Annotated in this window: 24 protein-coding genes and 1 riboswitch; of the genes, 7 read left to right on the forward strand and 17 right to left on the reverse strand. The window is 72.2% G+C overall.

The window, feature by feature from the left end:
- Both dut and ACZ7L0_RS04190 read right to left on the reverse strand, forming a co-directional pair.
- Entirely contained in the window at positions 1 to 561 is a 561-nt protein-coding gene (dut, locus tag ACZ7L0_RS04185; RefSeq protein WP_471240844.1) for a dUTP diphosphatase, read from the reverse strand.
- Entirely contained in the window at positions 558 to 1,142 is a 585-nt protein-coding gene (locus tag ACZ7L0_RS04190; protein WP_471240845.1) for a PaaI family thioesterase, read from the reverse strand. Before ACZ7L0_RS04190 ends, dut begins: the two co-directional genes overlap by 4 nt.
- Before the next feature lie 58 nt (positions 1,143 to 1,200).
- On the opposite strand from ACZ7L0_RS04190, the gene ACZ7L0_RS04195 reads away from it, so the two are divergent.
- Positions 1,201 to 1,680, forward strand: coding sequence for a DUF3093 domain-containing protein (locus ACZ7L0_RS04195; protein ID WP_471240846.1), 480 nt, complete (start codon positions 1,201 to 1,203; stop codon positions 1,678 to 1,680).
- 37 nt (positions 1,681 to 1,717) lie between these two features.
- Here ACZ7L0_RS04195 and ACZ7L0_RS04200 read toward each other — a convergent pair whose 3' ends face one another.
- The 4 genes from ACZ7L0_RS04200 to ACZ7L0_RS04215 form a co-directional block, all read right to left on the reverse strand.
- On the reverse strand, positions 1,718 to 2,629 hold the full coding sequence (locus ACZ7L0_RS04200) for a hypothetical protein (protein WP_471240847.1): 912 nt from the start codon (positions 2,627 to 2,629) through the stop codon (positions 1,718 to 1,720).
- A gap of 13 nt (positions 2,630 to 2,642) precedes the next feature.
- Complete coding sequence (locus ACZ7L0_RS04205; RefSeq protein WP_003993510.1) at positions 2,643 to 2,939, reverse strand: DUF4193 domain-containing protein; 297 nt, start codon at positions 2,937 to 2,939, stop codon at positions 2,643 to 2,645.
- Positions 2,940 to 3,331: 392 nt separating this feature from the next.
- Positions 3,332 to 4,579, reverse strand: a complete 1,248-nt coding sequence (locus ACZ7L0_RS04210; RefSeq protein WP_471240848.1) for a sensor histidine kinase — start codon at positions 4,577 to 4,579, stop codon at positions 3,332 to 3,334.
- Between the two features lie 5 nt (positions 4,580 to 4,584).
- Positions 4,585 to 5,238, reverse strand: coding sequence for a response regulator transcription factor (locus tag ACZ7L0_RS04215; protein WP_016432179.1), 654 nt, complete (start codon positions 5,236 to 5,238; stop codon positions 4,585 to 4,587).
- 415 nt (positions 5,239 to 5,653) lie between these two features.
- On the opposite strand from ACZ7L0_RS04215, the gene ACZ7L0_RS04220 reads away from it, so the two are divergent.
- A complete protein-coding gene (locus ACZ7L0_RS04220; RefSeq protein WP_471240849.1) occupies positions 5,654 to 5,827 on the forward strand; it encodes a hypothetical protein in 174 nt (57 codons plus the stop codon).
- Positions 5,828 to 5,904: 77 nt separating this feature from the next.
- Here the strand turns inward: ACZ7L0_RS04220 and ACZ7L0_RS04225 are convergent, their stop codons facing one another.
- Complete coding sequence (locus tag ACZ7L0_RS04225; protein WP_471240850.1) at positions 5,905 to 6,720, reverse strand: inositol monophosphatase family protein; 816 nt, start codon at positions 6,718 to 6,720, stop codon at positions 5,905 to 5,907.
- 8 nt (positions 6,721 to 6,728) lie between these two features.
- A complete protein-coding gene (locus tag ACZ7L0_RS04230; protein ID WP_471240851.1) occupies positions 6,729 to 7,856 on the reverse strand; it encodes a ferrochelatase in 1,128 nt (375 codons plus the stop codon).
- Positions 7,857 to 8,040: 184 nt separating this feature from the next.
- Here ACZ7L0_RS04230 and ACZ7L0_RS04235 point away from each other — a divergent pair, with 184 nt between their 5' ends.
- The 3 genes from ACZ7L0_RS04235 (at position 8,041) to sepH (ending at position 12,007) form a co-directional block, all read left to right on the forward strand.
- Positions 8,041 to 9,279, forward strand: a complete 1,239-nt coding sequence (locus tag ACZ7L0_RS04235; protein WP_471240852.1) for an MFS transporter — start codon at positions 8,041 to 8,043, stop codon at positions 9,277 to 9,279.
- On the forward strand, positions 9,239 to 10,558 hold the full coding sequence (locus ACZ7L0_RS04240; protein WP_471240853.1) for a D-arabinono-1,4-lactone oxidase: 1,320 nt from the start codon (positions 9,239 to 9,241) through the stop codon (positions 10,556 to 10,558). Before ACZ7L0_RS04235 ends, ACZ7L0_RS04240 begins: the two co-directional genes overlap by 41 nt.
- Before the next feature lie 414 nt (positions 10,559 to 10,972).
- Positions 10,973 to 12,007 carry a septation protein SepH gene (gene sepH, locus ACZ7L0_RS04245; protein WP_471240854.1) on the forward strand — a complete coding sequence of 345 codons (1,035 nt, stop codon included), beginning with the start codon at positions 10,973 to 10,975 and terminating at the stop codon, positions 12,005 to 12,007.
- A 63-nt stretch (positions 12,008 to 12,070) separates the two neighbouring features.
- Here sepH and ACZ7L0_RS04250 read toward each other — a convergent pair whose 3' ends face one another.
- Complete coding sequence (locus ACZ7L0_RS04250) at positions 12,071 to 12,922, reverse strand: sulfurtransferase (protein ID WP_471240855.1); 852 nt, start codon at positions 12,920 to 12,922, stop codon at positions 12,071 to 12,073.
- A 257-nt stretch (positions 12,923 to 13,179) separates the two neighbouring features.
- Between ACZ7L0_RS04250 and ACZ7L0_RS04255 the strand changes: the two genes are divergently transcribed.
- Positions 13,180 to 13,983 (forward strand): VOC family protein, encoded by an 804-nt coding sequence (locus ACZ7L0_RS04255; RefSeq protein WP_471240856.1) that lies wholly within the window; start codon positions 13,180 to 13,182, stop codon positions 13,981 to 13,983.
- Positions 13,984 to 14,000: 17 nt separating this feature from the next.
- Here ACZ7L0_RS04255 and ACZ7L0_RS04260 read toward each other — a convergent pair whose 3' ends face one another.
- From ACZ7L0_RS04260 to ACZ7L0_RS04275, 4 genes are all read right to left on the reverse strand, one after another.
- Positions 14,001 to 14,651 carry a thymidine kinase gene (locus tag ACZ7L0_RS04260; RefSeq protein WP_471240857.1) on the reverse strand — a complete coding sequence of 217 codons (651 nt, stop codon included), beginning with the start codon at positions 14,649 to 14,651 and terminating at the stop codon, positions 14,001 to 14,003.
- Positions 14,652 to 14,709: 58 nt separating this feature from the next.
- A complete protein-coding gene (locus ACZ7L0_RS04265) occupies positions 14,710 to 15,903 on the reverse strand; it encodes an alkaline phosphatase family protein (RefSeq protein WP_471240858.1) in 1,194 nt (397 codons plus the stop codon).
- Positions 15,903 to 16,490, reverse strand: coding sequence for a DUF5998 family protein (locus ACZ7L0_RS04270; protein WP_471240859.1), 588 nt, complete (start codon positions 16,488 to 16,490; stop codon positions 15,903 to 15,905). Before ACZ7L0_RS04270 ends, ACZ7L0_RS04265 begins: the two co-directional genes overlap by 1 nt.
- A 337-nt stretch (positions 16,491 to 16,827) precedes the next feature.
- Positions 16,828 to 19,650 carry a bifunctional acetate--CoA ligase family protein/GNAT family N-acetyltransferase gene (locus tag ACZ7L0_RS04275; RefSeq protein ID WP_471240860.1) on the reverse strand — a complete coding sequence of 941 codons (2,823 nt, stop codon included), beginning with the start codon at positions 19,648 to 19,650 and terminating at the stop codon, positions 16,828 to 16,830.
- 175 nt (positions 19,651 to 19,825) lie between these two features.
- Here ACZ7L0_RS04275 and ACZ7L0_RS04280 point away from each other — a divergent pair, with 175 nt between their 5' ends.
- Entirely contained in the window at positions 19,826 to 20,107 is a 282-nt protein-coding gene (locus ACZ7L0_RS04280; protein WP_030235221.1) for an HPr family phosphocarrier protein, read from the forward strand.
- Between the two features lie 146 nt (positions 20,108 to 20,253).
- Here the strand turns inward: ACZ7L0_RS04280 and ACZ7L0_RS04285 are convergent, their stop codons facing one another.
- From ACZ7L0_RS04285 to ACZ7L0_RS04300, 4 genes are all read right to left on the reverse strand, one after another.
- Positions 20,254 to 20,949, reverse strand: a complete 696-nt coding sequence (locus ACZ7L0_RS04285; RefSeq protein ID WP_471240861.1) for a GntR family transcriptional regulator — start codon at positions 20,947 to 20,949, stop codon at positions 20,254 to 20,256.
- 186 nt (positions 20,950 to 21,135) lie between these two features.
- Positions 21,136 to 21,906 carry a M23 family metallopeptidase gene (locus ACZ7L0_RS04290; protein WP_471240862.1) on the reverse strand — a complete coding sequence of 257 codons (771 nt, stop codon included), beginning with the start codon at positions 21,904 to 21,906 and terminating at the stop codon, positions 21,136 to 21,138.
- 13 nt (positions 21,907 to 21,919) lie between these two features.
- Positions 21,920 to 22,080, reverse strand: a riboswitch (cyclic di-AMP (ydaO/yuaA leader).
- 214 nt (positions 22,081 to 22,294) lie between these two features.
- Complete coding sequence (locus ACZ7L0_RS04295) at positions 22,295 to 23,683, reverse strand: M16 family metallopeptidase (RefSeq protein ID WP_471240863.1); 1,389 nt, start codon at positions 23,681 to 23,683, stop codon at positions 22,295 to 22,297.
- Positions 23,680 to 25,083: a M16 family metallopeptidase gene (locus tag ACZ7L0_RS04300; protein WP_471240864.1), complete on the reverse strand. Its 1,404-nt coding sequence runs from the start codon at positions 25,081 to 25,083 to the stop codon at positions 23,680 to 23,682. The genes ACZ7L0_RS04295 and ACZ7L0_RS04300 overlap by 4 nt, the downstream gene beginning before the upstream one ends.
- Positions 25,084 to 25,245 lie beyond the last annotated feature (162 nt).

The following is a 25,245-nucleotide window of genomic DNA, read 5'->3' on the forward strand; positions in this document are numbered from 1 at the left end:
TCACTGTCCTTCCCGGTCGGATACGACCGAAGCGTATCTATACCCACCCGTCCGGCCGCCCTCGGCGGCCCGACCGCTTGTGCCGCTCTCGCCGTCCACAGCGGCATGGCCACCGGTGGATCCGAAGCCCCCTTCGGCCCGCGCCGAGTCGGGAAGCTCCGCCACCTCCTGGAAACGGACCTTCTCCACCTGCTGGACGACCAGTTGGGCAATCCGGTCGAAGCGCTCGAACCGCACTGTCTCGTACGGGTCGAGATTCACCACGATCACCTTGATCTCCCCACGGTACCCGGCATCCACCGTCCCCGGGGCATTCACGAGGGCGACACCGCAGCGGGCGGCGAGACCGGATCGCGGGTGTACGAAGGCCGCGTACCCCTCCGGGAGGGCGATGGACACTCCCGTGGGCAGAACGGCGCGCTCACCGGGCGCGAGTTCGCGGCTCTCGGTGGTGCGGAGGTCGGCGCCCGCGTCACCGGGGTGCGCGTACGACGGCAGCGGTACGTCGGGGTCGACGCGCCGGATCAGCACCTGTACGGGGTCGCGGTCGGCGGGGCTCACGGGTTCACCTCGAAGGCGCGGGCGCGCCGGATCTGGTCGGGGTCGCCCATGGCGGCCCGGATCTCTTCCTGACGGCCGTTGTCGACGAAGTGCGCGACCTCGACCTCGATGAAGAGCGCGTCGGCGCGGACGGCGACGGGGCCGTCCGGGGCGCCGATGCGCCCGGTGGCGGTGGAGTAGATCTTCCGCCCGGCGACGGCGGTGACCTCGGCCTCCAGATGGAGCGTGGTCCCCACCGGCACGGGGCGTACGAAGTCCGTCTCCAGCCGCCCGGTCACGGCGATGGTCCGCAGCAGCCAGTTCAGGGAGCCGAGCGTCTCGTCCAGGGCGGTGGCGAGCACTCCGCCGTGCGCGAGGCCGGGGGCGCCCTGGTGGGCGGGCCGCACGGCGAACTCGGCGGTGAGGGAGACGCCCTCGCCCGCGCGGGCCGCCAGACGCAGTCCGTGCGGCTGCTCGCCGCCACAGCCGAAACACTGGTCGTAATGCGCACCGAGGAGCTCGCCGGGTGCGGGAGCGTCGGGGTGCCGAACCGGTTTCACGGCGCCGGCCGGGGGCTGAAGAGCTGCGGAACTACCACTCACAGCCGCAGACCTTACCCGCGCGTCGGGGGTGTCCGTTCACCGTGCCAAGCTTGGCTCCATGCAGCTCTCCGCCACCCCGTACGACGAACGCCTCACCGCCCCCCGCTCCTGGTGGCTGATCAGCTTCCTGGTCGGGGTCTCGTTCGCGCTGATCCTGCTGCCCTTCGGCCCCCTTCCGCTGCTCGGCGGCCTGGTCGGCGGTACGGCGGCGGCGGCGGTCGTGGCGAGTTCGTACGGCTCGATCCGGATCCGCGTCGTGGGTGACTCGCTGATCGCGGGCGAGGCGAAGATCCCGGTGTCGGCCCTGGGCGAGTGCGAGGTGCTGGACCCCGAGGAGGCCCGCGCCTGGCGCACCTACAAGGCCGACACCCGCGCCTTCCTCCTGCTGCGCGCCTACATCCCCACGGCCCTGCGCGTCGAGGTCACCGACCCCGAGGACCCGACGCCCTACCTGTACCTCTCGACCCGCACCCCGGAACAGCTGGCCGCCGCGATCGAGACGGCCCGCACCGAGGCCGCCCGGGGCGACGCGGCGTAGCGCCCCCGCGGCCCTGGGTGGCCGGCGGGCGCTCCCGTCAGCCGCTCGGTTCCTCGGTGATGTCCCCCATCGGCAGCGGATGCGCCGGAGGCTCCAGCGGTGGCAGTTCGTCCAGCGCCTCCCACGGCACCTGTGTCTTGCGCAGGTCGGCCCGGATCCGTTCGGCCAGCTTCCTGGTGTCACGGCGGTTCATGACCGCGCCGACGGCGGCGCCGACCATGAAGGGCATCAGGTTGGGCAGGTCGCGGACCATCCGCTTCATGATCTGCTGGCGCAGTCTGCGCTTCATCTGGCCGCCGAGGGCCGTGTCGATCGTCGACGGCTTCGTCACGTCGATCCCGCGCTCCTCCGACCAGGAGGACAGATACGCGGTGCTGCGCTCTCTGAGGTTGCCCGGCGGACGTACGCCGTAGACCTCGTGGAGTTCGGCGATGAGCTTCAGCTCGATCGCCGCGACCCCGGTGATCTCCGCGGCCAGTTCGGTGGGCATCGCGGGCGGCACCGGCAGCATCGCCGCCGCGCCGATCCCGGCCCCGACCGTGGAGGTGCCGTTCGCCGCGCCCGCCACGAGCTTGTCGGCGAGCTGTTCGGGCCCGAGGCCCGGGAACTGCCTGCGCAGCGTCGGAAGGTCCCGTACGGGGATACGCGGGGCGATCTCGATGATCCGGTCGACCAGGTGCGAGAGACCCGCCCTGGCGCGGCTGCGGCCCTTGCGGAGGCCTTCCCGGGCCCTCTCCCGGATCACCATGGCCCGCCTCCCGGCGACGGGCACGGGCCGCCCGGCCGACGCCGGGAGGTCACCCCGGGCGGCCGCCGGTTCGAGCGAGGCTCCCGTCCCGGGTGAGCCCCGCTCGTCGTCACGCGCGCCGTACGGGCCGTCGTCGGACGGCCCCTGGTCCGCTCCCGGCATGCGGAAGCGGCGCTTCCGAGGAGGGGTCGAGCCAGTCACGGCCGACCCGCCCTCAGTCGCAGTCGCGGCAGATCGGCTGACCGTTCTTCTCGCGGGCCAGCTGGCTGCGGTGGTGCACCAGGAAGCAGCTCATGCATGTGAACTCGTCCTGCTGCTTGGGCAGGACCCGGACGGCCAACTCCTCGTTCGAGAGGTCGGCGCCGGGCAGCTCCAGGCCCTCCGCGGCCTCGAACTCGTCGACGTCGACGGCCGAAGCGGACTTGTCGTTGCGCCGGGCCTTCAGCTCTTCAAGGCTGTCCGAATCGACGTCGTCGTCGGTCTTGCGTGGGGTGTCGTAGTCGGTTGCCATGTCGCTCTCCCCCTCTGGGTGTCTGCGGTGTCTCCAGCGCACGTAACGCGTGAGAGGCCGGACTTGTGCCCGACCCGAGGCGGAGATTTTGCCTCACATCAAGGTCTGTTACTCAATCGACACCCAACCGGACCCCTCAAGAGTGATCGGCTGGGATGGCGATGGGGACCGTACACGGTCCGGATGCCGCACCTCAAAGGCGTCTCACCGTGTACTTCCCGTGATCACGACACCTGAAAACCCGGATTTTCCCGGCTTTCCACCAAGGATCATGATCACGGAGAGTAGATGGCCGGAAAAGCGCCCATGTGATCGATCACACACGATGAACCTTGTCGGACCGTCGGAAAATTCCGCGCAAAGCGAACATCACCGCGTGTGTCACGGCACGGTCAGATCGGCAGCGAGACCCGCATCACGAGACCGCCTCCCTCCCTCGGCCGGGCCGAGATGTGGCCGCCGTGGGCGCGAGCCACGGACCGGGCGATCGACAGGCCGAGGCCCACACCCTTGTCGCTGCCCGTGCGCTCCGTACGCAGCCGTCTGAAGGGCTCGAAAAGGTTGTCGATCTCGTACGCCGGGACCACCGGACCGGTGTTGGAGACGACCAGCACCGCCTGTCCGTGCTGGACCTCGGTCGTCACCTCGACCCAGCCGTCCTCGGCGACGTTGTACCGCACCGCGTTCTGCACCAGGTTCAGCGCGATCCGCTCCAGCAGGACGCCGTTGCCCTGGACGACCGCCGGTTTGCGCTCGCCCCGGATCTCGACGCCCTTGGCCTCCGCCTCGGCGTGCACCTGGTCGACGGCCTGCGAGGCGACCTCGGCCAGGTCGACCGGCTTGCGCTCGATGATCTGGTTGTCGCTGCGGGCGAGCAGCAGCAGGCCCTCCACGAGCTGCTCGCTGCGCTCGTTGGTGGCCAGCAGCGTCTTGCCGAGCTGCTGCAGCTCCACGGGCGCGTTCGGGTCCGACAGATGGACCTCCAGGAGCGTGCGGTTGATCGCCAGGGGCGTGCGCAGCTCGTGCGAGGCGTTGCCGACGAACCGCTGCTGGGCCGTGAACGCCCGCTGCAGCCGCTCCAGCATGTCGTCGAAGGTGTCCGCGAGCTCCTTCAGCTCGTCGTCCGGGCCGTCCAGCTCGATCCGGCGGGAGAGGTCCGAGCCGGCCACCGCGCGCGCGGTGCGGGTGATCCGGCCGAGCGGCGAAAGCACCCGGCCGGCCATCGCGTAGCCGAACGCGAAGGCGATCACGGCGAGGCCCAGCAGGGCCAGCAGCGAACGGCTGAGCAGGTTGTCTAGGGCGACCTGGCGCTGCTGGTCGACGCAGTGGCTGATCGCGTCGTTGAACTCCGACAGCGGCAGGGTCTGCGTGTTGATCGCCGGGCAGTCCTCGCTGGAGACCTTGATCGCCGTACCGCTCACGATCTTGAACAGCGGCTGGTTGCCGGTGTTGATCGCCTGCGCGGCCAGCAGATAGATGATCGACAGCAGCAGGATGCCCGCGATCAGGAACATGCCGCCGTAGAGCAGCGTCAGGCGTATCCGGATGGTCGGGCGCAGCCAGGGGAACGGCGGCTCGGGCCTTCTGGGGTCCCAGGTGGGCTTCGGTGGCGCCTGGGGAGGCGCGGGGGTGGCGGCCACGGCCGTCAGATCCGGTAGCCGGAGCCGGGGACGGTGACGATGACGGGCGGCTCTCCGAGCTTGCGGCGCAGCGTCATCACGGTCACGCGCACCACGTTGGTGAACGGGTCCGTGTTCTCGTCCCAGGCCTTCTCCAGCAGCTGCTCGGCGGAGACGACCGCGCCCTCGCTGCGCATCAGGACCTCCAGGACGGCGAACTCCTTCGGCGCGAGCTGCACCTCCTTGCCGTCGCGGAAGACCTCGCGGCGGTTGGGGTCGAGTTTGATGCCGGACCGCTCCAGGACCGGCGGCAGCGGCACGCTGGTGCGCCGGCCGAGGGCCCGCACGCGCGCGATGAGCTCGCTGAACGCGAACGGCTTGGGCAGGTAGTCGTCGGCGCCGATCTCCAGCCCCTCGACGCGGTCGCTGACGTCGCCGGAGGCGGTGAGCATCAGCACGCGCGTGGGCATGCCGAGTTCGACGATCTTGCGGCAGACGTCGTCGCCGTGCACCAGCGGGAGGTCGCGGTCGAGGACGACCACGTCGTAGTCGTTGACGCCGATGCGTTCCAGGGCGGCCGCACCGTCGTACACGACGTCGACGGCCATGGCCTCCCGGCGCAGTCCGGTGGCCACCGCATCGGCGAGCAGTTGCTCGTCCTCGACGACGAGTACGCGCACGTCGCTTGTCCTTCCTCTGTCCACCCGCGTAGCGCGCCGAAGCGCGCGCGGGCAGGGTCTTCGTGGGGTGTGAGACCTCCATCCTGCCCTTTTCCGCCATAAGTCGGCTGTAAGACAGCGGTGGAACGGGAGGGCCGCGTACCCGGGAGGGGAATGCGAGATTTTCTCATCCGGTTGAGGTTTCCGCGGAGGGGAGCGGGGGGAAGACGGCTTTACACCCCGCGATCACGCTCTGCATGTGCCGCAGCACCATGCGGTACTCCGCGATCCGCTTATCGCAGAGCGGGCGTGGGTGTCCGGCACCGTCGCCGCCCAGCCTGGGTAGCGCTGGGCACCTACAGGAGACGTGATCGCCCCTTCCCAATCGGCACACCCCCGTGCCACCGACCCACGACCCAGGACGAGGGGGCGCAGCATGGACGCTTTCACCGCAGGACTTCTGCAGCGCATAAGGGCGACCGAGTCCGACCTGACGCGGGCTCGTGACGAGGGCGACGACTTCCTCGCCGAGGTGGAGCAGGCAGAGCTCGACGACCTGCGCCGCCTCGCCGCCGAACACGGTGTGGAGGTCGGCGCGCCCAGCGTCTGAGGGCCTGAAGCACACAGCGGGACCCCCGGCGAATCCAGCGCCGGGGGTCCCGTGTGTTCGCTGCCCGCGGGGTCGGGTCAGTCGTGCCAGGCCCCGAAGTCCTCCAGCAGCCGCTGGAGGGGCTCGAAGACCCCCGGGGTCCCCGCGACCGTCAGGTCGCGTGACGGACGCTCTCCGGGCCGTCCGCCGGTCAGGGCGCCCGCCTCCCGGGCGATCAGGTCACCCGCGGCCACGTCCCAGGCGTTGAGTCCGCGCTCGTAGTACCCGTCCAGCCGGCCGCCGGCCACGTCGCACAGGTCGACCGCGGCCGAGCCGCTGCGCCGGATGTCCCGCAGCAGCGGGATCAGCTGCGCGGCGACCTCGGCCTGGTGGGCGCGGACCTCGGAGACGTAGTTGAAGCCGGTGGAGACCAGCGCCTGGTCCAGGGGCGGCGCGGGGCGGCAGGCCAGCGGACGCTCTCCGTTCCGCGCTCCGGTGACCCAGGCGCCCGCGCCGCGTACCGCGTGGTACGTCTCGCCGCGCATCGGTGCGGCGACGACCCCGGCCACGGTCTCGCCGTCCTGCTCGGCGGCGATGGAGACCGCCCAGGTGGGCAGCCCGTAGAGGTAGTTGACCGTGCCGTCGAGCGGGTCGATCACCCAGCGGACGCCGCTCGTGCCCTCGGTGGCGGCGCCCTCCTCGCCGAGGAAGCCGTCGTCGGGGCGGTGGGCCGAGATCAGGTCGGTGATCAGCTTCTCGGCCGCGATGTCCATCTCGGTGACGACGTCGATCGGGCTGGACTTGGTCGCGGCGACCGCGAGATCGGCCGGGCGGCCGTCCCGCAGCAGCTCCCCGGCCCGGCGGGCGGCCTCCTGGGCCAGTTTGAGCAGGTCCGTGTGCAGGGTGTCGGTCACGGGGCTCCTCACGCGTAGGGGCTGTCGGCGCCCGCGGCGGCGGGACGGGGGGCGCGGGCGGGGCAGCAGCCGACCGGGCAGACGTCGTGGCTCGCCCCGAGGGCGCCGAGGGCGCACGGCACGACGTCCTGGCCGCGCTCGACTACGGCACGCTCCAGGATCAGTTCGCGCACGGCGGCGGCGAACCGCGGGTCGGCGCCGACGGTGGCCGAGCGGCGCACCGGCAGGCCCAGTTCCTCGGCCTTGGCCGTGGCCTCCGTGTCGAGGTCGTAGAGGACCTCCATGTGGTCGGAGACGAAGCCGATGGGGACCATGACGACGGCCGGGACCCCGGGGCCGTGCAGCTCCTGGAGGTGGTCGCAGATGTCGGGCTCCAGCCACGGGATGTGCGGGGCGCCGGAGCGGGACTGGTAGACGAGCCGCCAGGGGTGGTCCACGCCGGTGCGCTCGCGGACGGCGTCGGCGATCAGCTGGGCGACGTCCAGGTGCTGCTCGACGTAGGCGCCGCCCTCGCCGTGGGCCTCGACCGGGCCGGAGGTGTCGGCGGCGGCGGTCGGGATGGAGTGGGTGGTGAAGGCGAGGTGGGCGCCGGCCCGGACGTCCGCGGGGAGGTCGGCGAGCGATTCGAGCACCCCGTCGATCATGGGCTGGAGGAAGCCGGGGTGGTTGAAGTAGTGCCGCAGCTTGTCGACCCTCGGCAGGTCCAGGCCCTCGGCCTCCAGGGCCGCCAGCGAGTCGGCGAGGTTCTCGCGGTACTGGCGGCAGCCCGAGTAGGAGGCGTAGGCGCTGGTGGCGAGCACCAGGACGCGGCGGCGGCCGTCGGCGACCATCTCGCGCAGGGTGTCCGTCAGGTACGGGGCCCAGTTGCGGTTGCCCCAGTAGATCGGCAGGTCCAGGCCGTGCCCGGCGAAGTCCTTGCGCAGGGCGTCCAGCAGGGCGCGATTCTGGTCGTTGATGGGGCTGACCCCGCCGAACAGGAAGTAGTGCTGCCCGACTTCCTTGAGGCGTTCCTTGGGGATGCCTCGCCCGCGGGTCACGTTCTCCAGGAAGGGGACCACGTCGTCCGGGCCCTCCGGGCCGCCGAACGAGAGCAGGAGCAGGGCGTCGTAGGGGGTGGCATCGAGCGCGTCTGGCATGGCTCGATCCTGCCACCCGGCACTGACCGCCCGGAAACAGTGGGGTGAAGAGTCTGGCTCGGGCCGGTTTTCAGCCGGTTTTCGGCGGCCTTTCCCAGCCGGATTCCCAGGTGCATTAGGGTCACCTAACTCGTAAGCTGTATCGGCTGCGTTCGCGCCTTACGCCCGAAGACCGGAGACCCCCGTGCCCAGCCCCTACCGCGCCCTGTTCGCCGCCCCCGGCACCAAGGGCTTCTCCGCCGCGGGCTTCCTCGGCCGGATGCCGCTGTCGATGATGGGCATCGGCGTGGTCACGATGGTCTCCCAGCTCAACGGGCGGTACGGGCTCGCGGGCGCGCTGTCGGCCACCATCGCCCTGTCCGCCGCCGCGATCGGGCCGCAGATATCCCGGCTGGTCGACCGGCACGGCCAGCGCCGGGTGCTGCGCCCGGCGACCCTGGTGGCGCTGGCCGCGGCGGCCGGGCTGCTGCTCGCCGCGCACCTGGAGTGGCCGGACTGGGTGCTGTTCGTCTGCGCCGCCGGGATCGGCTCCGTACCGAGCCTGGGCGCGATGATCCGGGCCCGCTGGGCGGCGCTGTACCGGGGCACTCCGCAGCTGCACACCGCCTACTCGTTCGAGTCCGTGGTGGACGAGGTCTGCTTCATCTTCGGGCCGATCATCTCCATCGGCCTGTCCACGGCCTGGTTCCCGGAGGCGGGCCCGCTGCTGGCCGCCTGCTTCCTGGCCGTCGGCGTCTTCTGGCTGACCGCCCAGCGCGCCACCGAGCCCGAGCCGCACCCGCGCGAGCACAACGCCGGCGGTTCGGCCCTGCGCTCCCCGGGCCTGCGGGTACTGGTGGCCACCTTCGTCGCCACCGGGGCGATCTTCGGCGCGGTCGACGTGGTCACCGTCGCCTTCGCCGACGAGCGCGGCCACAAGGGCGCCGCGAGCGTGGTCCTGGCGCTGTACGCGGCGGGCTCCTGCGCGGCCGGGGTGGTGTTCGGGCTGCTGCGCTTCCCGGGACCGCCGGAACGCCGGTGGCTGCTGGGCATATGCGCGATGGCCGTGAGTATGATCCCCCTCCTACTGGTCGGAAACTTGTCGCTTCTGGCCGTGGCGCTGTTCGTTGCGGGACTGTCCATCGCGCCGACGATGATCACGACGATGTCCCTCATCGAAGAGCACGTACCTCGCGCGCAGCTCACCGAGGGAATGACCTGGGTGAGCACCGGCCTGGCGGTCGGCGTCGCGCTCGGCTCCTCCGCGGCCGGCTGGGTGATCGACGCAGCCGGCGCGCACGCCGGGTACGGGGTTCCGGCCGTGTCCGGGGCCGTCGCGGTCGCGGTCGGTTTCCTCGGGTACCGCCGGCTCAGCAGGCCGGCTCCGGGTCGGGGAGGCACCCTTGAGCACCACAGCGAGCGGGAAGAACGGCACCTGGCGTAACTGGGGAGGCAACGTCGCCGCCCGTCCCGCGCGGGAGGTGACACCGGCCTCCGTGGAGGAGCTGGCCGCGGCCGTGCGGCGGGCCGCCGAGGACGGCCTGAAGGTGAAGGCGGTCGGATCCGGGCACTCCTTCACCGCCATCGCGGCCACCGACGGTGTGTTGATACGCCCTCAACTGTTGACCGGCATACGCGGCATCGACCGCGAGGCCATGACCGTCACGGTGGAGGCGGGGACCCCGCTCAAGAGACTCAACGTGGCCCTGGCCCGCGAGGGCCTGTCGCTGACCAACATGGGCGACATCATGGAGCAGACGGTCTCCGGGGCCACCAGCACCGGCACCCACGGCACCGGCCGCGAGTCGGCCTCGATCGCCGCCCAGATCAAGGGCCTTGAGCTGGTCACGGCCGACGGTTCGGTGCTCACCTGCTCGGAGAAGGAGAATCCCGAGGTCTTCGCGGCGGCCCGGATCGGCCTGGGCGCCCTGGGTGTCGTCACCGCGATCACCTTCGCCGTGGAGCCCGTCTTCCTGCTCTCGGCCCGCGAGGAACCGATGGCCTTCGACCGGGTCCTGGCCGAGTTCGACCAACTGTGGGCGGAGAACGAGCACTTCGAGTTCTACTGGTTCCCGCACACCGGCAACACCAACACCAAGCGGAACAACCGCAGCGCCGGACCGGAGAAGCCGATCGGGCAGCCGGCCGGCTGGTTCGAGGACGAGTTCCTCTCCAACGGCGTGTTCCAGGTGGCCAACTGGGTGGGCCGGGCGGTGCCCGCGACCATCCCGGCCATCGCGCAGATCTCCAGCCGGGCGCTGTCCGCGCGGACGTACACCGACATCCCGTACAAGGTCTTCACCTCGCCACGCCGGGTGCGGTTCGTGGAGATGGAGTACGCCGTCCCGCGCGAGGCGCTGGCGGACACGCTGCGCGAACTCAAGTCGATGGTCGACCGTTCGAACCTCCGGATCAGCTTCCCGGTCGAGGTGCGCACCGCCCCGGCCGACGACATCACCCTGTCCACCGCCTCCGGCAGGGACAGCGCCTACGTCGCCGTCCATATGTTCAAGGGCACCCCCTATCAGGCGTACTTCACCGCCGCCGAGCGCATCTTCACCGCGCACGAGGGACGGCCGCACTGGGGCAAGGTGCACACCCGGGACGCCGCGTACTTCGCCGAGGTCTACCCGCGCTTCGGCGAGTTCACGGCGCTGCGGGACCGGCTGGACCCGGACCGCCGCTTCCAGAACGACTACCTGCGGAGGGTGTTGGGGGCGTAGCCGAGGCGAAACCCTTGGTTCCGCTTCCGGGGATCGCGTGAAGTACGCCACGAACAAGATCGCGAAAACCGCTTGCGGACGGCTGAGCGGCGGCCCTTGCCAGAAGTTGGACGGCGCGCCCATCCACGCACATGGTCCAAATGGAGTACTGTTGCGAGCCCTGGGTACCGGTCTCCCGCCAGGATGTCCGGGGCCTGGCAGGACCGCCGGGAGGGGGGCTAGTTGCACAGGGTGACGGAGTTGGTCACTTAGCGTTGCGAATAGGTAACCGTGCCATAACGGCGATCCAGGGCCCGTGCCCGACACGCCGGGCAACTCGGCAAGGTTGTGGCAGGCTGCACCCGGGCAGGCCACACTCGACTAGCGGAAGCAGCGACGCACGTGACGTCGGCAGGCACCACCCGGGAGGTCCCCATGCCCGAACTGCGTGTCGTGGCCGTCTCGAATGACGGCACACGGCTGGTGCTGAAGGCTGCCGACTCAACGGAGTACACCCTTCCGATCGACGAACGGCTACGCGCCGCCGTACGCGGCGACCGGCCCCGTCTCGGTCAGATCGAGATCGAGGTGGAGAGCCATCTCCGCCCCCGAGACATCCAGGCGCGGATACGTGCGGGCGCGACCGCGGAAGAGGTCGCGCAGCTCGCCGGCATCCCCGTCGACCGGGTGCGGCGCTTCGAGGGTCCGGTACTGGCCGAACGCGCCTTCATGGCCGAGCGGGCCCGCAAGACCCCGGTCCGCCGGCCCGGCGAGAACTCCGGCCCGCTGCTCGGTGAAACCGTCCAGGAGCGACTGCTGCTGCGCGGCGCCGAGAAGGACACCGTCCAGTGGGACTCCTGGCGCCGCGACGACGGCACCTGGGAAGTCCTGCTGGTCTACCGGGTCGCGGGCGAGCCGCACTCGGCGAGCTGGACGTACGACCCGCCCCGGCGGCTCGTCCAGGCCGTCGACGACGAGGCGCGCTCCCTGATCGGGGAGTCCGACGACCTCGGCGCACCCGAGCCGAGCTTCCCGTTCGTCCCGCGCATCGCCCGGCTGCCGCGCGACCGCCCACTCGACCGCACCCTGGACCGGGAGCGGCCGAGCCTGCCGTCGCAGGCGTCCGAACCGGCCGAGGAGAGCACGGGCGAGCGTGACTCGCTGACCAGCCTGCTGGAGGCGGTGCCCAGCTTCCGTGGCGATCTGGTGGTCCCGGAGCGGCCGTCGGAGACTCCCGAGGAGCCTCCGGCCACCGAACCGGAGGAGGAGGAACCCCCTGCCCCGGCGGCCTCGGCCGGTTCCGCCTACGCCGACGTCCTCATGCCGCGTTCGGTCGCCAGCCACCGCGACCGCCTGATCGGGGCCACGGACCGCCAGGCCGAGGCCGACGGGGTCCGCCCCGGCCGCCGGGCCGCCGTGCCCAGCTGGGACGAGATCGTGTTCGGCACGCGGCGCAAGAAGCAGGAGTAGCGGGCCCGTAGGACGACCGTGAGCGGAGGGGGTTCCCGAGCAGGGAGCCCCCTCCGCCTGCCGTCAGCGGGGGTCCGGCCCCGTCGCCACCGGCCGGGACGGATCCGCGGACCACTCCGACCAGGACCCCACGTACAGCGCCGCCGGGATGCCCGCGACCGCGAGGGCCAGCACCTCGTGGGCCGCGGAGACACCCGAGCCGCAGTAGACGCCGACCTCGGCGTCCTCGGACGCGCCGAGTTTCTCGAAACGGGCCCGCAGTTCGCCGGCGGCCAGGAACGTACCGTCCGCCGTCACGTTCTCGGTCGTCGGCGCGGACACCGCGCCCGGGATGTGACCGCCGACCCGGTCGATGGGCTCCACATCGCCCCGGTAGCGCTCCGCCGCGCGCGCGTCGAGCAGCACCCCGGAGCCGGCCAGCGCGGCGGCGGCGTCCGCGTCGAGGAGGCCCACGGCGCCGGGCGCCGGCTCGAAGTCACCCTGGGCCGGGGCGGGTACGTCCCTCGACAGGGGGCCCTCCCAGGCCGGCAACCCGCCGTCGAGGACTCGCACGTCCGGGTGACCCGTCCAGCGCAGCAGCCACCACGCGCGGGCGGCGGCCCAGCCCTGCCCGCCGTCGTAGACGACCACCGGCCGGCCCGACGACACGCCCGCCCGGCGCATCGCGGCGCCGAACTCCGCCGTGTCCGGCAGCGGATGCCGGCCGCGTTCCCCGGGTGCCGAGGCCAGTTCCTCGTCCAGGTCGACGAAGACGGCGCCGGGGATGTGCCCGGCCGCGTACTCGGCCCGTCCGTCGAAGGCCGGGGCGCCGGCCGCCCGGGCCATGCTGAGCTGCCAGCGGATGTCGAGCAGCACGGGCGGGTTCTCCCCGGTCAAGTCGTGCGCGAGTTCCGTTGCGGTGATGATGGCTTTCATGGCGTCCATCCATACGTCAGGGGTGGCCGCGTCGTCCAGGTCCGACTACTCTGCTCCGCCGGACAGGCTCGATCACCAGGCGTACGGGATCGGGCACATGCTGTACATCCAACGGTCACGCCCGACGGCGGCGCGGCCGGGCCACGGGGGGCCTCCAGGGTGCCGGCATCGGCACGGGGCGTGCACGCGCCCGCGGGACGCGGGTGCGGTAAGCGGAAGCGACACGGCCACCGCGAGGGGCCGGGGAGAGAGTGACGATGACCGAGGCACGGGGGTCGGCCGGCACGGACGGCGGCACGGACCGTCGACGCGCGCCCGGCACGCCCTGCTGGGTGAGTCTTCTGGTGCACGAACTGGCCGTGGCACAGGAGTTCTACGGAGAGCTGTTCGGCTGGGAGTTCGAGCAGGGCCCCCAGCAGCTCGGACCGTACGTCCGGGCGCTGCTCGGCGGGCACCGCGTGGGCGGCATCGGCCAACTGGCGCCGGACCTCGACCTGCCCATCGCCTGGACGCCGTACTTCGCCTCGGACGACGTGGACCAGACGGCCGAGATGGCACGGCTGTGCGGCGGCACCGTGGGCGTGGGCCCCCTGGAGGCGCCCGACACCGGACGACTCGTGATCGGCTCCGACACCTCGGGGGCCGTGTTCGGCGTCTTCCAGGGTGTCCCGCATTCCGGCACGTCCGTCGGCGGCGTCCACGGCACGCCCGCCTGGAACGAACTGCTGACCTTCGAGACCGTCAGTGTCACCAAGTTCTACAAGACGCTGTTCGGTTACGAGGAGGAGCCGGTGGTCTCCGCCGACTTCGACTACGTGACCCTGCGTCTGGAGGGCCGCCCGGTCGCCGGTGTCCACGGCGTCGGCCACTCACTGCCCCGGGACCGGGGCTCGCACTGGCTGACGCACTTCCAGGTCGACGACGCGGACCAGACCCTGCGGCGCGTCGCCGAGCTGGGCGGCCAGGTGCTGAGACCGGCCCGCGACAGCGCGCACGGCCGGGTCGCGACGGTGACGGATCCCGAGGGCGGGCTGTTCGCGGTGGTCCAGGATCCGAGCTGAGCCCGTACGGCCACCGTTCAGGGGGAGGAGACGGGCAGGACGTCCGGGGACAGGGCCGCCGCGTGTGCCGTCGCCGACGTCATACGGCGGCGGTGGTGCCGACGGCACAGCACCTCGTAACCGATCTCGTCCGCTGACCGGGTGACGTCGCCGACGACCACCTGAGCGCCCTCGACCACCATGACACCGCCCACGGTGCGGGCGTTGTGGGTGGCCCGGGCGCCGCACCAGCACAGCGCCTCGACCTGGAGCACCTCCACCCGGTCGGCGAGCTCCACCAGCCGCTGGGAGCCGGGGAACAGCTTGGAGCGGAAGTCGGTGGTGATGCCGAAGGCGTACACGTCGAGGCCGAGGTCGTCGACCACGCGCGCGAGCTGGTCGATCTGCTCCGGGGCCAGGAACTGCGCCTCGTCCGCGATCACATAGTCCGCGCGGCCGCCCTGCGAGAGGTGCTCGACCAGGTACGCGTACAGGTCCTGGCCGTCCTCGACCTCCACCGCGTCCGTGACCAGGCCCAGACGGGAGGACAGCTTGCCCTCGCCGGCCCGGTCGTCGCGGGTGAAGATCATGCCCGCGAGACCGCGCGCGGAGCGGTTGTGCTCGATCTGGAGAGCCAGGGTCGACTTCCCGCAGTCCATCGTTCCGGAGAAGAACACCAGCTCGGGCATGGGGAGATGAGCGCCTTTCGGTGAGGACGGCGGGGACTGCGGGTCGGCGGAGGGTTCTTCAGGAGCGTACTTCGAGCAGCGGCACCAGCTGCTCGGCAGGGGTCATCGAACCGTGGTTACCGACCATCGCCGACTCCTTCGGCTCCCGCTCGGAGGCGATGAGCAGTACGTCGTCGTGTGCGGCGGCGACCACGTCGCCGATGCGCGGGTACACGCGTTCGTCGACATGCGGCCCGAACCAGCCCGCCGCGACCGCCTCGTCCCGCGAGGCCACCCAGAACTGCTCGCCGAGCACCTCGCGCCAGCAGGTCAGGACGTCGTTCTCGGCGCCCGGCACTGCGTACACGTGGCGGGCGCGGCCCTCACCGCCCAGCAGGGCGACCCCGGCGCGCAGCTCCCAGTCCTCGTCGAAGTCGATGCGGTGCTGCTCGTCGAACGGGATGTCGACCATGCCGTGGTCGGCGGTGATGTACAGCGCGCTGCGCGGGGGCAGCTGGTCGGCCAGGCGCTGGGCCAGCCGGTCGACGTACATGAGCTGGCCGCGCCAGGTGTCGGAGGCGACGCCGTAGCGGTGCCCGGCGCCGTCCAGCTCGGCGTAGTACGTGTACACCAGGGAGCGGTCGGCGGCGGCCAGTTGCCCGGCCGCGAGGTCCATGCGCTCCTCGCCGGTCAGCCGCCCGAGGAACGTTCCGCCGCTGAGCGCGACCTTGGTCAGCGGGGTGTTCGCGAAGGTCGGGGAGGACACTTGGGCGGCGTGCACGCCCGCCTGGTGGGCCAGCTGGAAGACGGTGGGGTACGGCTGCCAGGGAGCGGGCGGTGTCCACGGGTTCCAGCGGAGCTGGTTCATCAGCTCGCCGGTCGCCGGATTGCGGACCGTGTAGCCGGGCAGGCCGTGGGCGCCCGGCGGCAGGCCGGTGCCGACGGAGGCGAGGGAGGTCGCGGTGGTCGCCGGATAGCCGGCGGTGATCGGCCGGCCCGTGCCGCCGCGCGAGCCGGCGAGCAGCGAGGTCAGGAAGGGGGCCTCGTCCGGATGCGCCTTGATCTGCTCCCAGCCGAGGCCGTCGATCAGGAAGACGCAGTTGCGGTCGGCCGGGGTCAGTTCCGTGATCGAGGCGGTCATGCCGGGTACGGCCATCCCGGCGGCCAGGGTGGGCAGCAGGTCGGCGAGCGACCCGGTGCCGTACTCGGGCAGCGGGGCGGAGTCGAGAGCGAGCGGTTCCGGGTGGGAGTCCCAGGCGGTGGGCTGCGCCATCAGTGCGCGACGTCCGCGGTCGCCTCGGAGATGGCCTGCGCGAAGACGAGCGCCTGGCGCACCGTCTCGGGGCCGTCCCCGGCCTCGCTCACGCGCAGGCTGAGGTCGTCCGCCGTCGAGTTGCCCGTGTAGCCGTGGTCCGCCTCGCAGTTGGGGTCGCCGCAGGCGGCGGGCTCCAGGTCGATGCGGGAGACGGCGCCCCAGCCGATGGTCAGCACCACCTCGCGGGGCAGGGTACCCGGGGCGTACTGCTCCGGGTTGGCGACCACGCGGCTGACGACGACCGACGAGATCCGGCCGAGTTTCACCGACTCGGTGGACGTCGTGGCGTACGGCGTCGGGGAGGTGCTGTCGGCGGCCTGCTCGTCGGTGTGGCTGACGATGAACCGGTTGCCGGTGAGGACCAGCACGGTCACGTGCCGCCGCACTTCGTTCTGGTCGAACGTGGTCTCCTGGTGGACCAGGTACGACCGGATGGGCTCGCCGCCCACGGCGGCCTCCACCGCCTCGGCCACGAGGGCCGGGTAGTAGCCGCTGCGCTCGATCGCCGCGCGCAGCCCCTGGGTCGTCGTACTGGTCTTGGCCATGGCGTCCATCCTAATCCGTGGGCAAGGGGGGTCCGGGCCAGTCGCGGGCACCGGGGGCCGCCTCCGCGCCCGGCCCGGGTGTCTTCGAGCGAGCCCCGGCGGGATGTCCAGCCACTCGGCGGCGATCAGGCAGCAGGCAGCCTCCCGGCCGTCGGCCTCCGCCTCGAACGCGACCACGACGGGTGGTGTTTCGCCGAGGCAGCGCGCGAGGCCTTCCGTCTGTTCTGCCGTGGGCGTGCGCAAGGCGGGGTCCCGGGCGAGGCCCTCCCGGTCCCACCGGCTCCCCTCTGGCGACGCCCGCCCGGCGACGATCTCCATGCCCCTCCCCTCCCCCGGCTCAGTAGACCGGCAGCGTGCGCGGGCCGAGGTCGTCGCGGGCCGGCGGGGGCGCGAGGCGTACGGAGGCGCTCAGGACGCTCAGGCCCTGCGGGGCGACGACGACCGGCTCCAGGGTGACGGCGACTACCTCGGGGTGGTCGTCGACCAGCCGGGACACGCGCAGCAGCAGCTCCTCCAGGGCCGGGGTGTCCACGGGGGTCGAGCCGCGCCAGCCGAACAGCAGCGGCGCCGTCCGGATCGACCGCACCAGCGAGGTCGCCTCGCGGTCGGTCACCGGGACCAGCCGGTGCGCCATGTCGCCGAGCAGTTGCGAGGCGGCTCCGGCGAGCCCGAAGGAGAGGACCGCTCCGGCCGCCGGGTCGATCACGGCCCGTACGACGGTGTCGACGCCTCTCGGTGCCATCCCCTGCACCACCGGCCGCAGGTCCTCGGGCCTCCCGAACAGCTCGGTCAACTCCGCGTATGCCCGGCGCAGTTGCTCCTCGTCGGCCAGGTCGAGGCGTACGCCGCCCAGGTCGGCGCGGTGCCGCAGATGCGGAGCGGTGGCCTTGAGGGCCACCGGGTAACCGAGGGTGCGGGCGGCTTCGGCGGCGGCGTCCGGGGTGGGGGCGGGAAGCGCGCGGTGGACCTGGATGCCGTACTTCCCGAGCAGTTCGCAGGTCTCCTCCGTGCCGAGCGTCAGTCCCTGGCCGCGCGCGAGCAGCCCGTGGATCAGCCGGGCGGCGCCCTTCTCGTCGATGTCCTCGAACTCCGGCACCTTCCCGGGGTCGGTGGCCTCCCGCCGCCACTGCGCGTACTTCACGGCTTCGGCGAGGGCGCGGACGGCGCGCTCGGCGGCGGGGTAGGCGGGGATGAGACGGGAGCAGGTCTGACCGGTGGCTGTGGCCGGGGTGGGCTGCCGGACTTCCGCGCCCGTGGCGGGCGGTCGTTCCGCGGAGCGGGCCTGCGGTGCCGTACTGGCCGCGGCCGACAGCGCCTCCGCGAGCCCCCCGAGCTCCACGTGCACCACGAGCACCGGCTTCCCGGGCACTCCGGCGGCAGCCGACCGCAGGGCCTCCGCCAACTCCGCGTCCCCGGGAGACGTCTCGCCGATCGCCGGTATGGCGGTGACCACCACCGCGTCGCACGTGTCGTCGGCCAGCGTCTCCGACAGCGCCCGCCGGAAGTCCTCCGCCGAGGCCCCCGTCGTGAGGTCCAGGGGACGCGCCGGCCGCAGCCCCTCCGCGAGACACTGGTCGTACGTGAGGAGCCCCAACGACTCGGAGTTCCCCAGAATCGCCACCCGCGGCCCGGAGGGCAACGGCTGCCGGGCGAGCAGCAGCCCCGCGTCGACGAGCTCGGTGATCGTGTCCACCCGGATCACCCCGGCCTGCCGCAGCAGCGCGGACACCGTCGCGTGCGGCAACCGCGTGGCCCGTACCGCGTGCCCCTGCGGCGCGGATCCGGCGCCCTGCACCACGACCAGCGGCTTGGCGGCGGCGGTGCGCCGGGCGAGCCGGGTGAACTTGCGGGGGTTGCCGATGGACTCCAGGTACATGAGGGCGACATCGGTGTCGGGGTCGTCGTACCAGTACTGCAGGACGTCGTTGCCGGAGACGTCCGCCCGGTTGCCGGACGACACGAAGGTGGAGACGCCCGTGACCCCGGTGACCCCTCCCCCGCGGCGGTGCAGCCGGGACAGCAGCGCGATGCCGATGGCACCGGACTGGGCGAACAGCCCGATGCGGCCGGGGCGCGGCATCTCGGGGGCCAGGGAGGCGTTGAGCCGCACGTCCTCGGAGGTGTTGATGATCCCGAAGGCGTTCGGCCCGATGATCCGCATGCCGTAGGTGCGCGCCTGCCGCACGAGTGCGCGCTGCCGCTCGCGCCCCTCGGGCCCGGCCTCCGCGTACCCGGCGGAGACCACCACGAGCCCCTGCACCCCGTGCTCGCCGCACTCGGCGACCGCCTCGGGCACGCGCTCGGCGGGCAGGGCGACGACGGCCAGGTCCACGGGGCCGTCGATGTCCCGCACCGAGCGGTGCGCGGGCACCTGGTCGATCTCCTTCAGGTCCTCGGGGAAGGCCTTGTTCACGGCGTGGAGGGTGCCGGTGAAGCCGGCGTCCCTGATGTTGCCGAGGATGCCGCGTCCCACGCCCCCGGGCGTGCGGCCGACGCCGACCACGGCGACCGAGCCCGGGACCAGCAGCCGCCGTACCGACCGGGCCTCGGCGCGCTGTTCCCGCGCGCGCTGCACGGCGAGCGAGCGGTCGGTGGGTTCGAGGTCGAACTCCAGGCGTACGACGCCGTCCTCGAAGCTGCGCTGCTGGGTGTACCCGGCGTCGGTGAACACCTTGATCATCTTGCTGTTGGCGGGGAGCACCTCGGCGGCGAAGCGGCGGATGCCGCGCTCGCGGGCGACGGCCGCGACGTGTTCGAGGAGGGCGGAGGCGACCCCGCGGCCCTGGTGGGCGTCCTGCACGAGGAAGGCGACCTCGGCCTCGTCGGCGGGTGCGGAGGCGGGCATGCCGTCGGTGCCGATGCGGTCATAGCGTACGGTGGCGATGAACTCGCCGCCGATGGTGGCCGCGAGTCCCACCCGGTCCACAAAGTCGTGGTGCGTGAAGCGGTGGACGTCCTTGGCGGACAGGCGCGGGTAGGGCGCGAAGAAGCGGTAGTACTTCGACTCGTCCGAGACCTGTTCGTAGAAGCTGACCAGCCGGTCGGCGTCATCAACGGTGATGGGCCGGATGCGCGCGGTGCCGCCGTCGCGCAGCACCACGTCCGCCTCCCAGTGGGCGGGGTACTTGTGCCGGTCCTGCCGGTCCGCCGGGGTCTGCATGGGCCCCAGAGTACGGCTCGCGTCCGACAACGGCGCGAGGCAGTCTGTGGAGGACGACGTCGGGTCGAGGCCGCGATCCGACGACACACCCGGACGGGACGAAGGACCTTCCGGGGATGCTTCACGATATGGGAAACTGGTCTAGACAACTTTGAGAACTGAAGGGCAGCAACACATGGCTGAGCGCCGCGTCAACGTCGGCTGGGCCGAGGGCCTCCACGCCCGCCCCGCCTCCATCTTCGTCCGAGCCGCCACGGCCGCAGGCGTGCCGGTGACGATCGCCAAGGCCGGCGGCACTCCGGTCAACGCGGCCTCCATGCTGGCCGTCCTCGGCCTCGGCGCCCAGGGCGGCGAGGAGATCGTCCTCGCCTCCGACGCCGAGGGTGCGGACGCCGCCCTGGACCGTCTGGCGAAGCTGGTCTCCGAGGGGCTCGAGGAACTGCCCGAGACCGTCTGAGCGTCAGCGCGCCGAACAGCGGAGCCGCGCCTGCCCTTTCGGGCGGCGCGGCTCCGCCGTTTTTCGGGAAATTCTGGGGGCGCGGAAATTCGGGCAGCAGAAATACACCGCCGCCGAATTACTCCTCTTTGTATACGGCGCCCGTGTTAATGCCGCACGCCCGACATGTTTACGGGGTGTTGCGAAGTCCTCACACGTTCCGGGCGGTCCGCGCCGCCGGTGAAGCGCAGCCGGTGCGCGGCCGTGGCGCGCTCCGTGTGCAGCGCCGTGATCGTCCGCGCGCGCTCGCCGTCGCCGCGCGCCACCGCGTCCACGATGGCGCCGTGCTCGGCCCAGGACTCCACCGGGCTGGCGGGGGCCTCCACCGCGTACATCCAAGCGATCTTGTGCCGCAACTGGGTGAGCACGGAGGTCAGGGCCTGGCTGCCGGAGGCCTGCGCGAGCGTCTCGTGGAACCAGCCGCCCAGGGAGCGCAGGTCCTCGCTGTTGCCCCGGCGGGCCCGCTCCTGGCCCAGCCTGACCAGGCCCCGCAGCACCTTGAGATGCGCCTCGGTACGCCGCTGGGCGGCCCGGGCGGCGCCGAGCGGCTCCATCAGCATGCGCATCTCCAGCAGGTCGGCGGCCTCCTGCTCGGTCGGTTCGGCGACGCACGCGCCCGCGTGCCGCCGGGTCACCACGAAGCCCTCGGCCTCCAGGGTGCGCAGGGCCTCGCGGACGGGGACGCGCGAGACGCCGTAGCGGCGCGCGAGAAGCTCCTCGGTGAGGCGGCTGCCGCGCTCGTAGACACCGGCGACGATGTCGTCCCGGATCGCCGTGCAAACCGAGTGCGCCGGAATACGCATGACCGACCTCCGCCTTAATCCCCGTGAAACGTCGACGATGGACGTGTGTTCCGTGACTCTATTGCAATGAGCGGGAATTTCCGATGGCGGGCCGGAATCCATGGATATTTTTTGGACAGCGGGACATCCGAAACCGCGAAAGCCCCGGCGCGCGGCCGGGGCTTCCTACGGGTGCGCGGTGCTTCGTCAGACGTTCACGCCGTGCTTGCGGAGGTAGGAGACGGGGTCGACGTCGGAGCCGTACTCCGGGGTGGTGCGGGCCTCGAAGTGCAGGTGCGGCCCGGTGACGTTGCCGGTGGCGCCGGACAGGCCGATCTGCTGGCCCGGGGTGACCTTCTGGCCCACCGAGACGCCGATCGACGACAGGTGGCCGTACTGGGTGTACATGCCGTCGGCCATCTTGATCACGATCTGGTTGCCGTACGCCCCGCCCCAGCCGGTGGACACCACGGTGCCGGAGCCGACCGCGTGCACGGTGGTGCCGCTCGCGGCGTGGAAGTCGATACCGGTGTGGGAGCCGGAGGACCACAGGGAACTGCTGGCCTCGTAGCCGGTGGAGACGTAGGAGCCGGCGATCGGCGCCGTGAAGGCGTTCAGCCGCTCGCGCTCGGCCGCGCGGGCCGCCCGCGCCTTGGCCTCCACCGCCGCCTCGCGCGCCTTCTTCGCCTGCTCGGCGGCCTTCTTGCGCGCGGCCTCCTCGGCCGCCTTCAGCTCGGCGGCCTCCTTCTGGGCGGCGGCCTGGGCGTCGATGTGCTCGGGGATCGACTCGCTGATGGTGATGACCGGGGTGAGGGCGGTCTGCTCGGGCGCGGGCTCGGGCTCCGCGGCGAGCGCCGGGGCGGCGAGGGTGCCGATGGCGCCGGTGGTGGCGAGGGCGGCGACGCCCGCCGCACGGGCGGTGGTGCGGTGCATCCGGCTGGGACGACGGTGCTTCCCGGTGGCGCGGGTGAACGCCATGAAGTGGCTGATCCTTTCCTTCCTTCTCGCCTACCGGGTTAGCTGACGGGTTCGGAGCAGGAAGGTCTCCTACGGACCCCCTCGCTGGGCGCGCGGGCGTCCGATTCACCCCAGGGACGGTGGGTCCCCGGCTCCCCTGGCTCGCGCCGTACGGGGACTCGGCGATGACTGCCCGGTGCCGCGGATGCGGCGCGGTGCCTGACGGACAGCCCGCATGACGCTAAGCGGGACGGCTTTCAATCCTCAAACGGATCACGGCTTTTGTAGTGCATCCCACAGGGCAGACGGGCAACCTCTGCCCCAATTCGGACATCCCGCAGGGGGACATGGGAAACCAGAGGGGCCCTGGTGATCCCGTCGGTCACCAGGGCCCCACGCGCGCGTGCCGCTACTCGGCGGACACCACGGACACTTCACCGATGCCGAGGGCCTCGACCGGCTCCTTGATCTGGGCCGCGTCCCCGACCAGGATCGTCACCAGACGGTCGACCGGGAAGGCGTTCACGACCGCCGCGGTGGCCTCCACCGTGCCGGTCGCGGCGAGCTGCTGGTACAGCGTCGCCTGGTAGTCGTCGGGCAGGTACTGCTCGACCTGGTCGGCCAGCGTGCTCGCCACGGCCGCCGCCGTCTCGTACTTCAGCGGCGCCACCCCGACGAGGTTCTGCACGGCCACGTCGCGCTCGGCGTCGGTGAGGCCCTGCGCGGCCAGCGTGCGCAGCACCGCCCACAGGTCGCCCAGCGCCGGGCCGGTGTTCGGGGTGTCCACGGAGCCGCTGATGGCGAGCATCGAGGCGCCGTTGCCCTCGGGGCCGGACCGGAGGACCTGCCCGAACGAGCGCACGCCGTAGGTGTAGCCCTTCTCCTCGCGCAGGACGCGGTCCAGGCGGGAGGTGAGGGTGCCGCCGAGGCAGTAGGTGCCGAGCACCTGGGCGGGCCACACCCGGTCGTGCCGGTCGGAGCCGACCCGGCCGATGAGCAGCTGCGTCTGGACGGCGCCCGGGCGGTCGACGATGACGACGCGTCCGGTGTCGTCGGCGGTCACCGGCGGCACCGGCCGGGGCTGGGCCGCGGAGCCCTTCCAGGCGCCCAGGGTGTCACCGAGCAGCGCGTCCAGGTCGATGCCGGTGAGGTCGCCGACCACCACGGCGGTGGCGGTGGCGGGCCGCACGTGCCGCTCGTAGAAGGCGCGTACGGCCGCCGAGTCGATCTTGGCGACCGTGTCCTCGGTGCCCTGGCGCGGCCGGGACATCCGCGAGGTCGCCGGGAAGAGCTGCCTGGACAGCTCCTTGGCGGCGCGGCGGGAGGGGTTGGCCAGCTCGTGCGGGATCTCGTCGAGGCGGTTGCGCACCAGCCGCTCGACCTCGCTGTCGGCGAACGCCGGCGCCCTGAGGGCGTCGGCGAGCAGGCCGAGGGCCTTGCCGAGCCGGGAGGCCGGGACCTCCAGGCTGATGCGCACCCCGGGGTGGTCGGCGTGCGCGTCGAGGGTGGCGCCGCAGCGCTCCAGTTCGGCGGCGAACTCCTCGGCGGAGTGCTTGTCGGTGCCCTCGGAGAAGGCGCGCGCCATGATCGTGGCGACGCCGTCGAAACCGGCCGGTTCGGCGTCCAGGGGGGCGTCCAGGAGCACCTCGACGGCGACGACCTGCTGGCCGGGGCGGTGGCAGCGCAGCAGGGTCAGGCCGTTGTCGAGCGCGCCGCGCTCCGGGGCCGGGAACGCCCAGGGCCTGGCCTCGCCCGCCCGGGGCTGCGGGTGGAACTCCATCGCGGTGAGCTCGCTCACTTGGCCGCCTCCTCGTTCTCGTCGCCGGCTTCCACGGTGGCCTCGGCCTCCGGGTCTTCGGGGGGATCGGCGTCCTCGGTGTGCTCGGCGGACTCGGCGGACACCGGCTCGTAGACGAGCACCGCGCGGTTGTCGGGGCGCAGGCGGGCCTTGGCGACCTCCTGGACCTCCTCGGGGGTCACCGCCAGGACGCGCTGGACGGCGGTGAGGGCGAGCTGCGGGTCGCCGAACAGGACCGCGTACCGGCACAGTTCGTCGGCGCGGCCGGAGACCGTGCCGAGCCGGTCCAGCCACTCGCGCTCCAACTGGGCCTGGGCGCGCTCCATTTCCTCGGCCGTGGGGCCCTCCGCGGCGAACCGGGCGAGCTCCTCGTCGATCGCGGTCTCGATGACCGGCACCTCGACGTCGCCGGAGGTCTTCACGTCCAGCCACCCCAGGGAGGGCGCCCCGGCCAGCCGCAGCAGCCCGAACCCGGCCGCCACCGCCGTACGGTCGCGTCGCACCAGCCGGTTGTACAGGCGGGAGGACTCACCGCCGCCGAGGACGGTCAGCGCCAGGTCGGCGGCGTCGCACGCGCGCGTGCCGTCGTGGGGGAGCCGGTAGGCGGCCATCAGGGCACGCGCCGGGACCTCCTCGACGACGACCTCGCGCAGCTGCTCGCCGATCACCTCGGGCAGCGAACCGTCGCGCGGCGCGGGCTTGCCGTCGTGCGCCGGGATCGAGCCGAAGTACTTCTCGATCCAGGCGAGGGTCTGCTCGGGGTCGATGTCGCCGACCACGGACAGGACGGCGTTGTTCGGCGCGTAGTAGGTGCGGAAGAACGCGCGCGCGTCCTCCAGCGTGGCCGCGTCCAGGTCCGCCATGGAGCCGATCGGCGTGTGGTGGTAGGGGTGGCCCTCCGGGTAGGCGAGGGCGGTCAGCCGCTCGAAGGCGGTGCCGTACGGGACGTTGTCGTAGCGCTGGCGGCGCTCGTTCTTGACGACGTCCCGCTGGTTCTCCATGGACTCGTCGTCCAGGGCGGCGAGCAGCGAGCCCATGCGGTCGGCCTCCAGCCAGAGGGCGAGCTCCAGCTGGTGGGTGGGCATGGTCTCGAAGTAGTTGGTGCGCTCGAAGCTGGTGGTGCCGTTGAGCGAGCCGCCGGCGCCCTGCACCAGCTCGAAGTGGCCGTTGCCCTTCACCTGCCCGGAGCCCTGGAACATCAGGTGCTCGAAGAGGTGAGCCAGACCGGTACGCCCCTTGACTTCGTGGCGGGAGCCGACGTCGTACCAGAGGCAGACCGCCGCGACGGGGGTCAGGTGGTCCTCGGAGAGCACCACGCGCAGACCGTTGGCCAGCCGGTGCTCGGTCGCTTTCAGGCCCCCGGAGCCTGCCTCGGCCGTGGTCGTGTGACCCATGGGCATGTACGTCCCTTCGATCGCGGAGGCGGTCGTGAGAAACCGCGGTTTTCCTGCCGGTCCTGCCACTGTATGCAAGCCTGCCGATCCCGGGCGAAGTTCCCGCGGGACGTACGCCCACAGCGGATCGCGTAGCCTGCGGGCAGCGCCGCCGCGGACGCCGCACCT

The organism is Streptomyces sp. NPDC039424, assembly GCF_055639495.1.

Excerpts from the sequence above, each read along its gene's own strand:
- ACZ7L0_RS04255 (WP_471240856.1), top strand. The coding sequence starts at position 13,180 with ATGACCGAGGCACGGGGGTCGGCCGGCACGGACGGCGGCACGGACCGT.
- ACZ7L0_RS04220 (WP_471240849.1), top strand. The coding sequence starts at position 5,654 with ATGGACGCTTTCACCGCAGGACTTCTGCAGCGCATAAGGGCGACCGAG.
- ACZ7L0_RS04300 (WP_471240864.1), bottom strand. The coding sequence starts at position 25,083 with ATGCCCATGGGTCACACGACCACGGCCGAGGCAGGCTCCGGGGGCCTG.
- ACZ7L0_RS04265 (WP_471240858.1), bottom strand. The coding sequence starts at position 15,903 with ATGGCGCAGCCCACCGCCTGGGACTCCCACCCGGAACCGCTCGCTCTC.
- ACZ7L0_RS04275 (WP_471240860.1), bottom strand. The coding sequence starts at position 19,650 with ATGCAGACCCCGGCGGACCGGCAGGACCGGCACAAGTACCCCGCCCAC.
- ACZ7L0_RS04195 (WP_471240846.1), top strand. The coding sequence starts at position 1,201 with ATGCAGCTCTCCGCCACCCCGTACGACGAACGCCTCACCGCCCCCCGC.
- ACZ7L0_RS04290 (WP_471240862.1), bottom strand. The coding sequence starts at position 21,906 with ATGGCGTTCACCCGCGCCACCGGGAAGCACCGTCGTCCCAGCCGGATG.
- ACZ7L0_RS04205 (WP_003993510.1), bottom strand. The coding sequence starts at position 2,939 with ATGGCAACCGACTACGACACCCCACGCAAGACCGACGACGACGTCGAT.
- ACZ7L0_RS04260 (WP_471240857.1), bottom strand. The coding sequence starts at position 14,651 with ATGCCCGAGCTGGTGTTCTTCTCCGGAACGATGGACTGCGGGAAGTCG.
- sepH (WP_471240854.1), top strand. The coding sequence starts at position 10,973 with ATGCCCGAACTGCGTGTCGTGGCCGTCTCGAATGACGGCACACGGCTG.
- ACZ7L0_RS04250 (WP_471240855.1), bottom strand. The coding sequence starts at position 12,922 with ATGAAAGCCATCATCACCGCAACGGAACTCGCGCACGACTTGACCGGG.
- ACZ7L0_RS04230 (WP_471240851.1), bottom strand. The coding sequence starts at position 7,856 with ATGCCAGACGCGCTCGATGCCACCCCCTACGACGCCCTGCTCCTGCTC.
- ACZ7L0_RS04285 (WP_471240861.1), bottom strand. The coding sequence starts at position 20,949 with ATGCGTATTCCGGCGCACTCGGTTTGCACGGCGATCCGGGACGACATC.
- ACZ7L0_RS04270 (WP_471240859.1), bottom strand. The coding sequence starts at position 16,490 with ATGGCCAAGACCAGTACGACGACCCAGGGGCTGCGCGCGGCGATCGAG.
- ACZ7L0_RS04280 (WP_030235221.1), top strand. The coding sequence starts at position 19,826 with ATGGCTGAGCGCCGCGTCAACGTCGGCTGGGCCGAGGGCCTCCACGCC.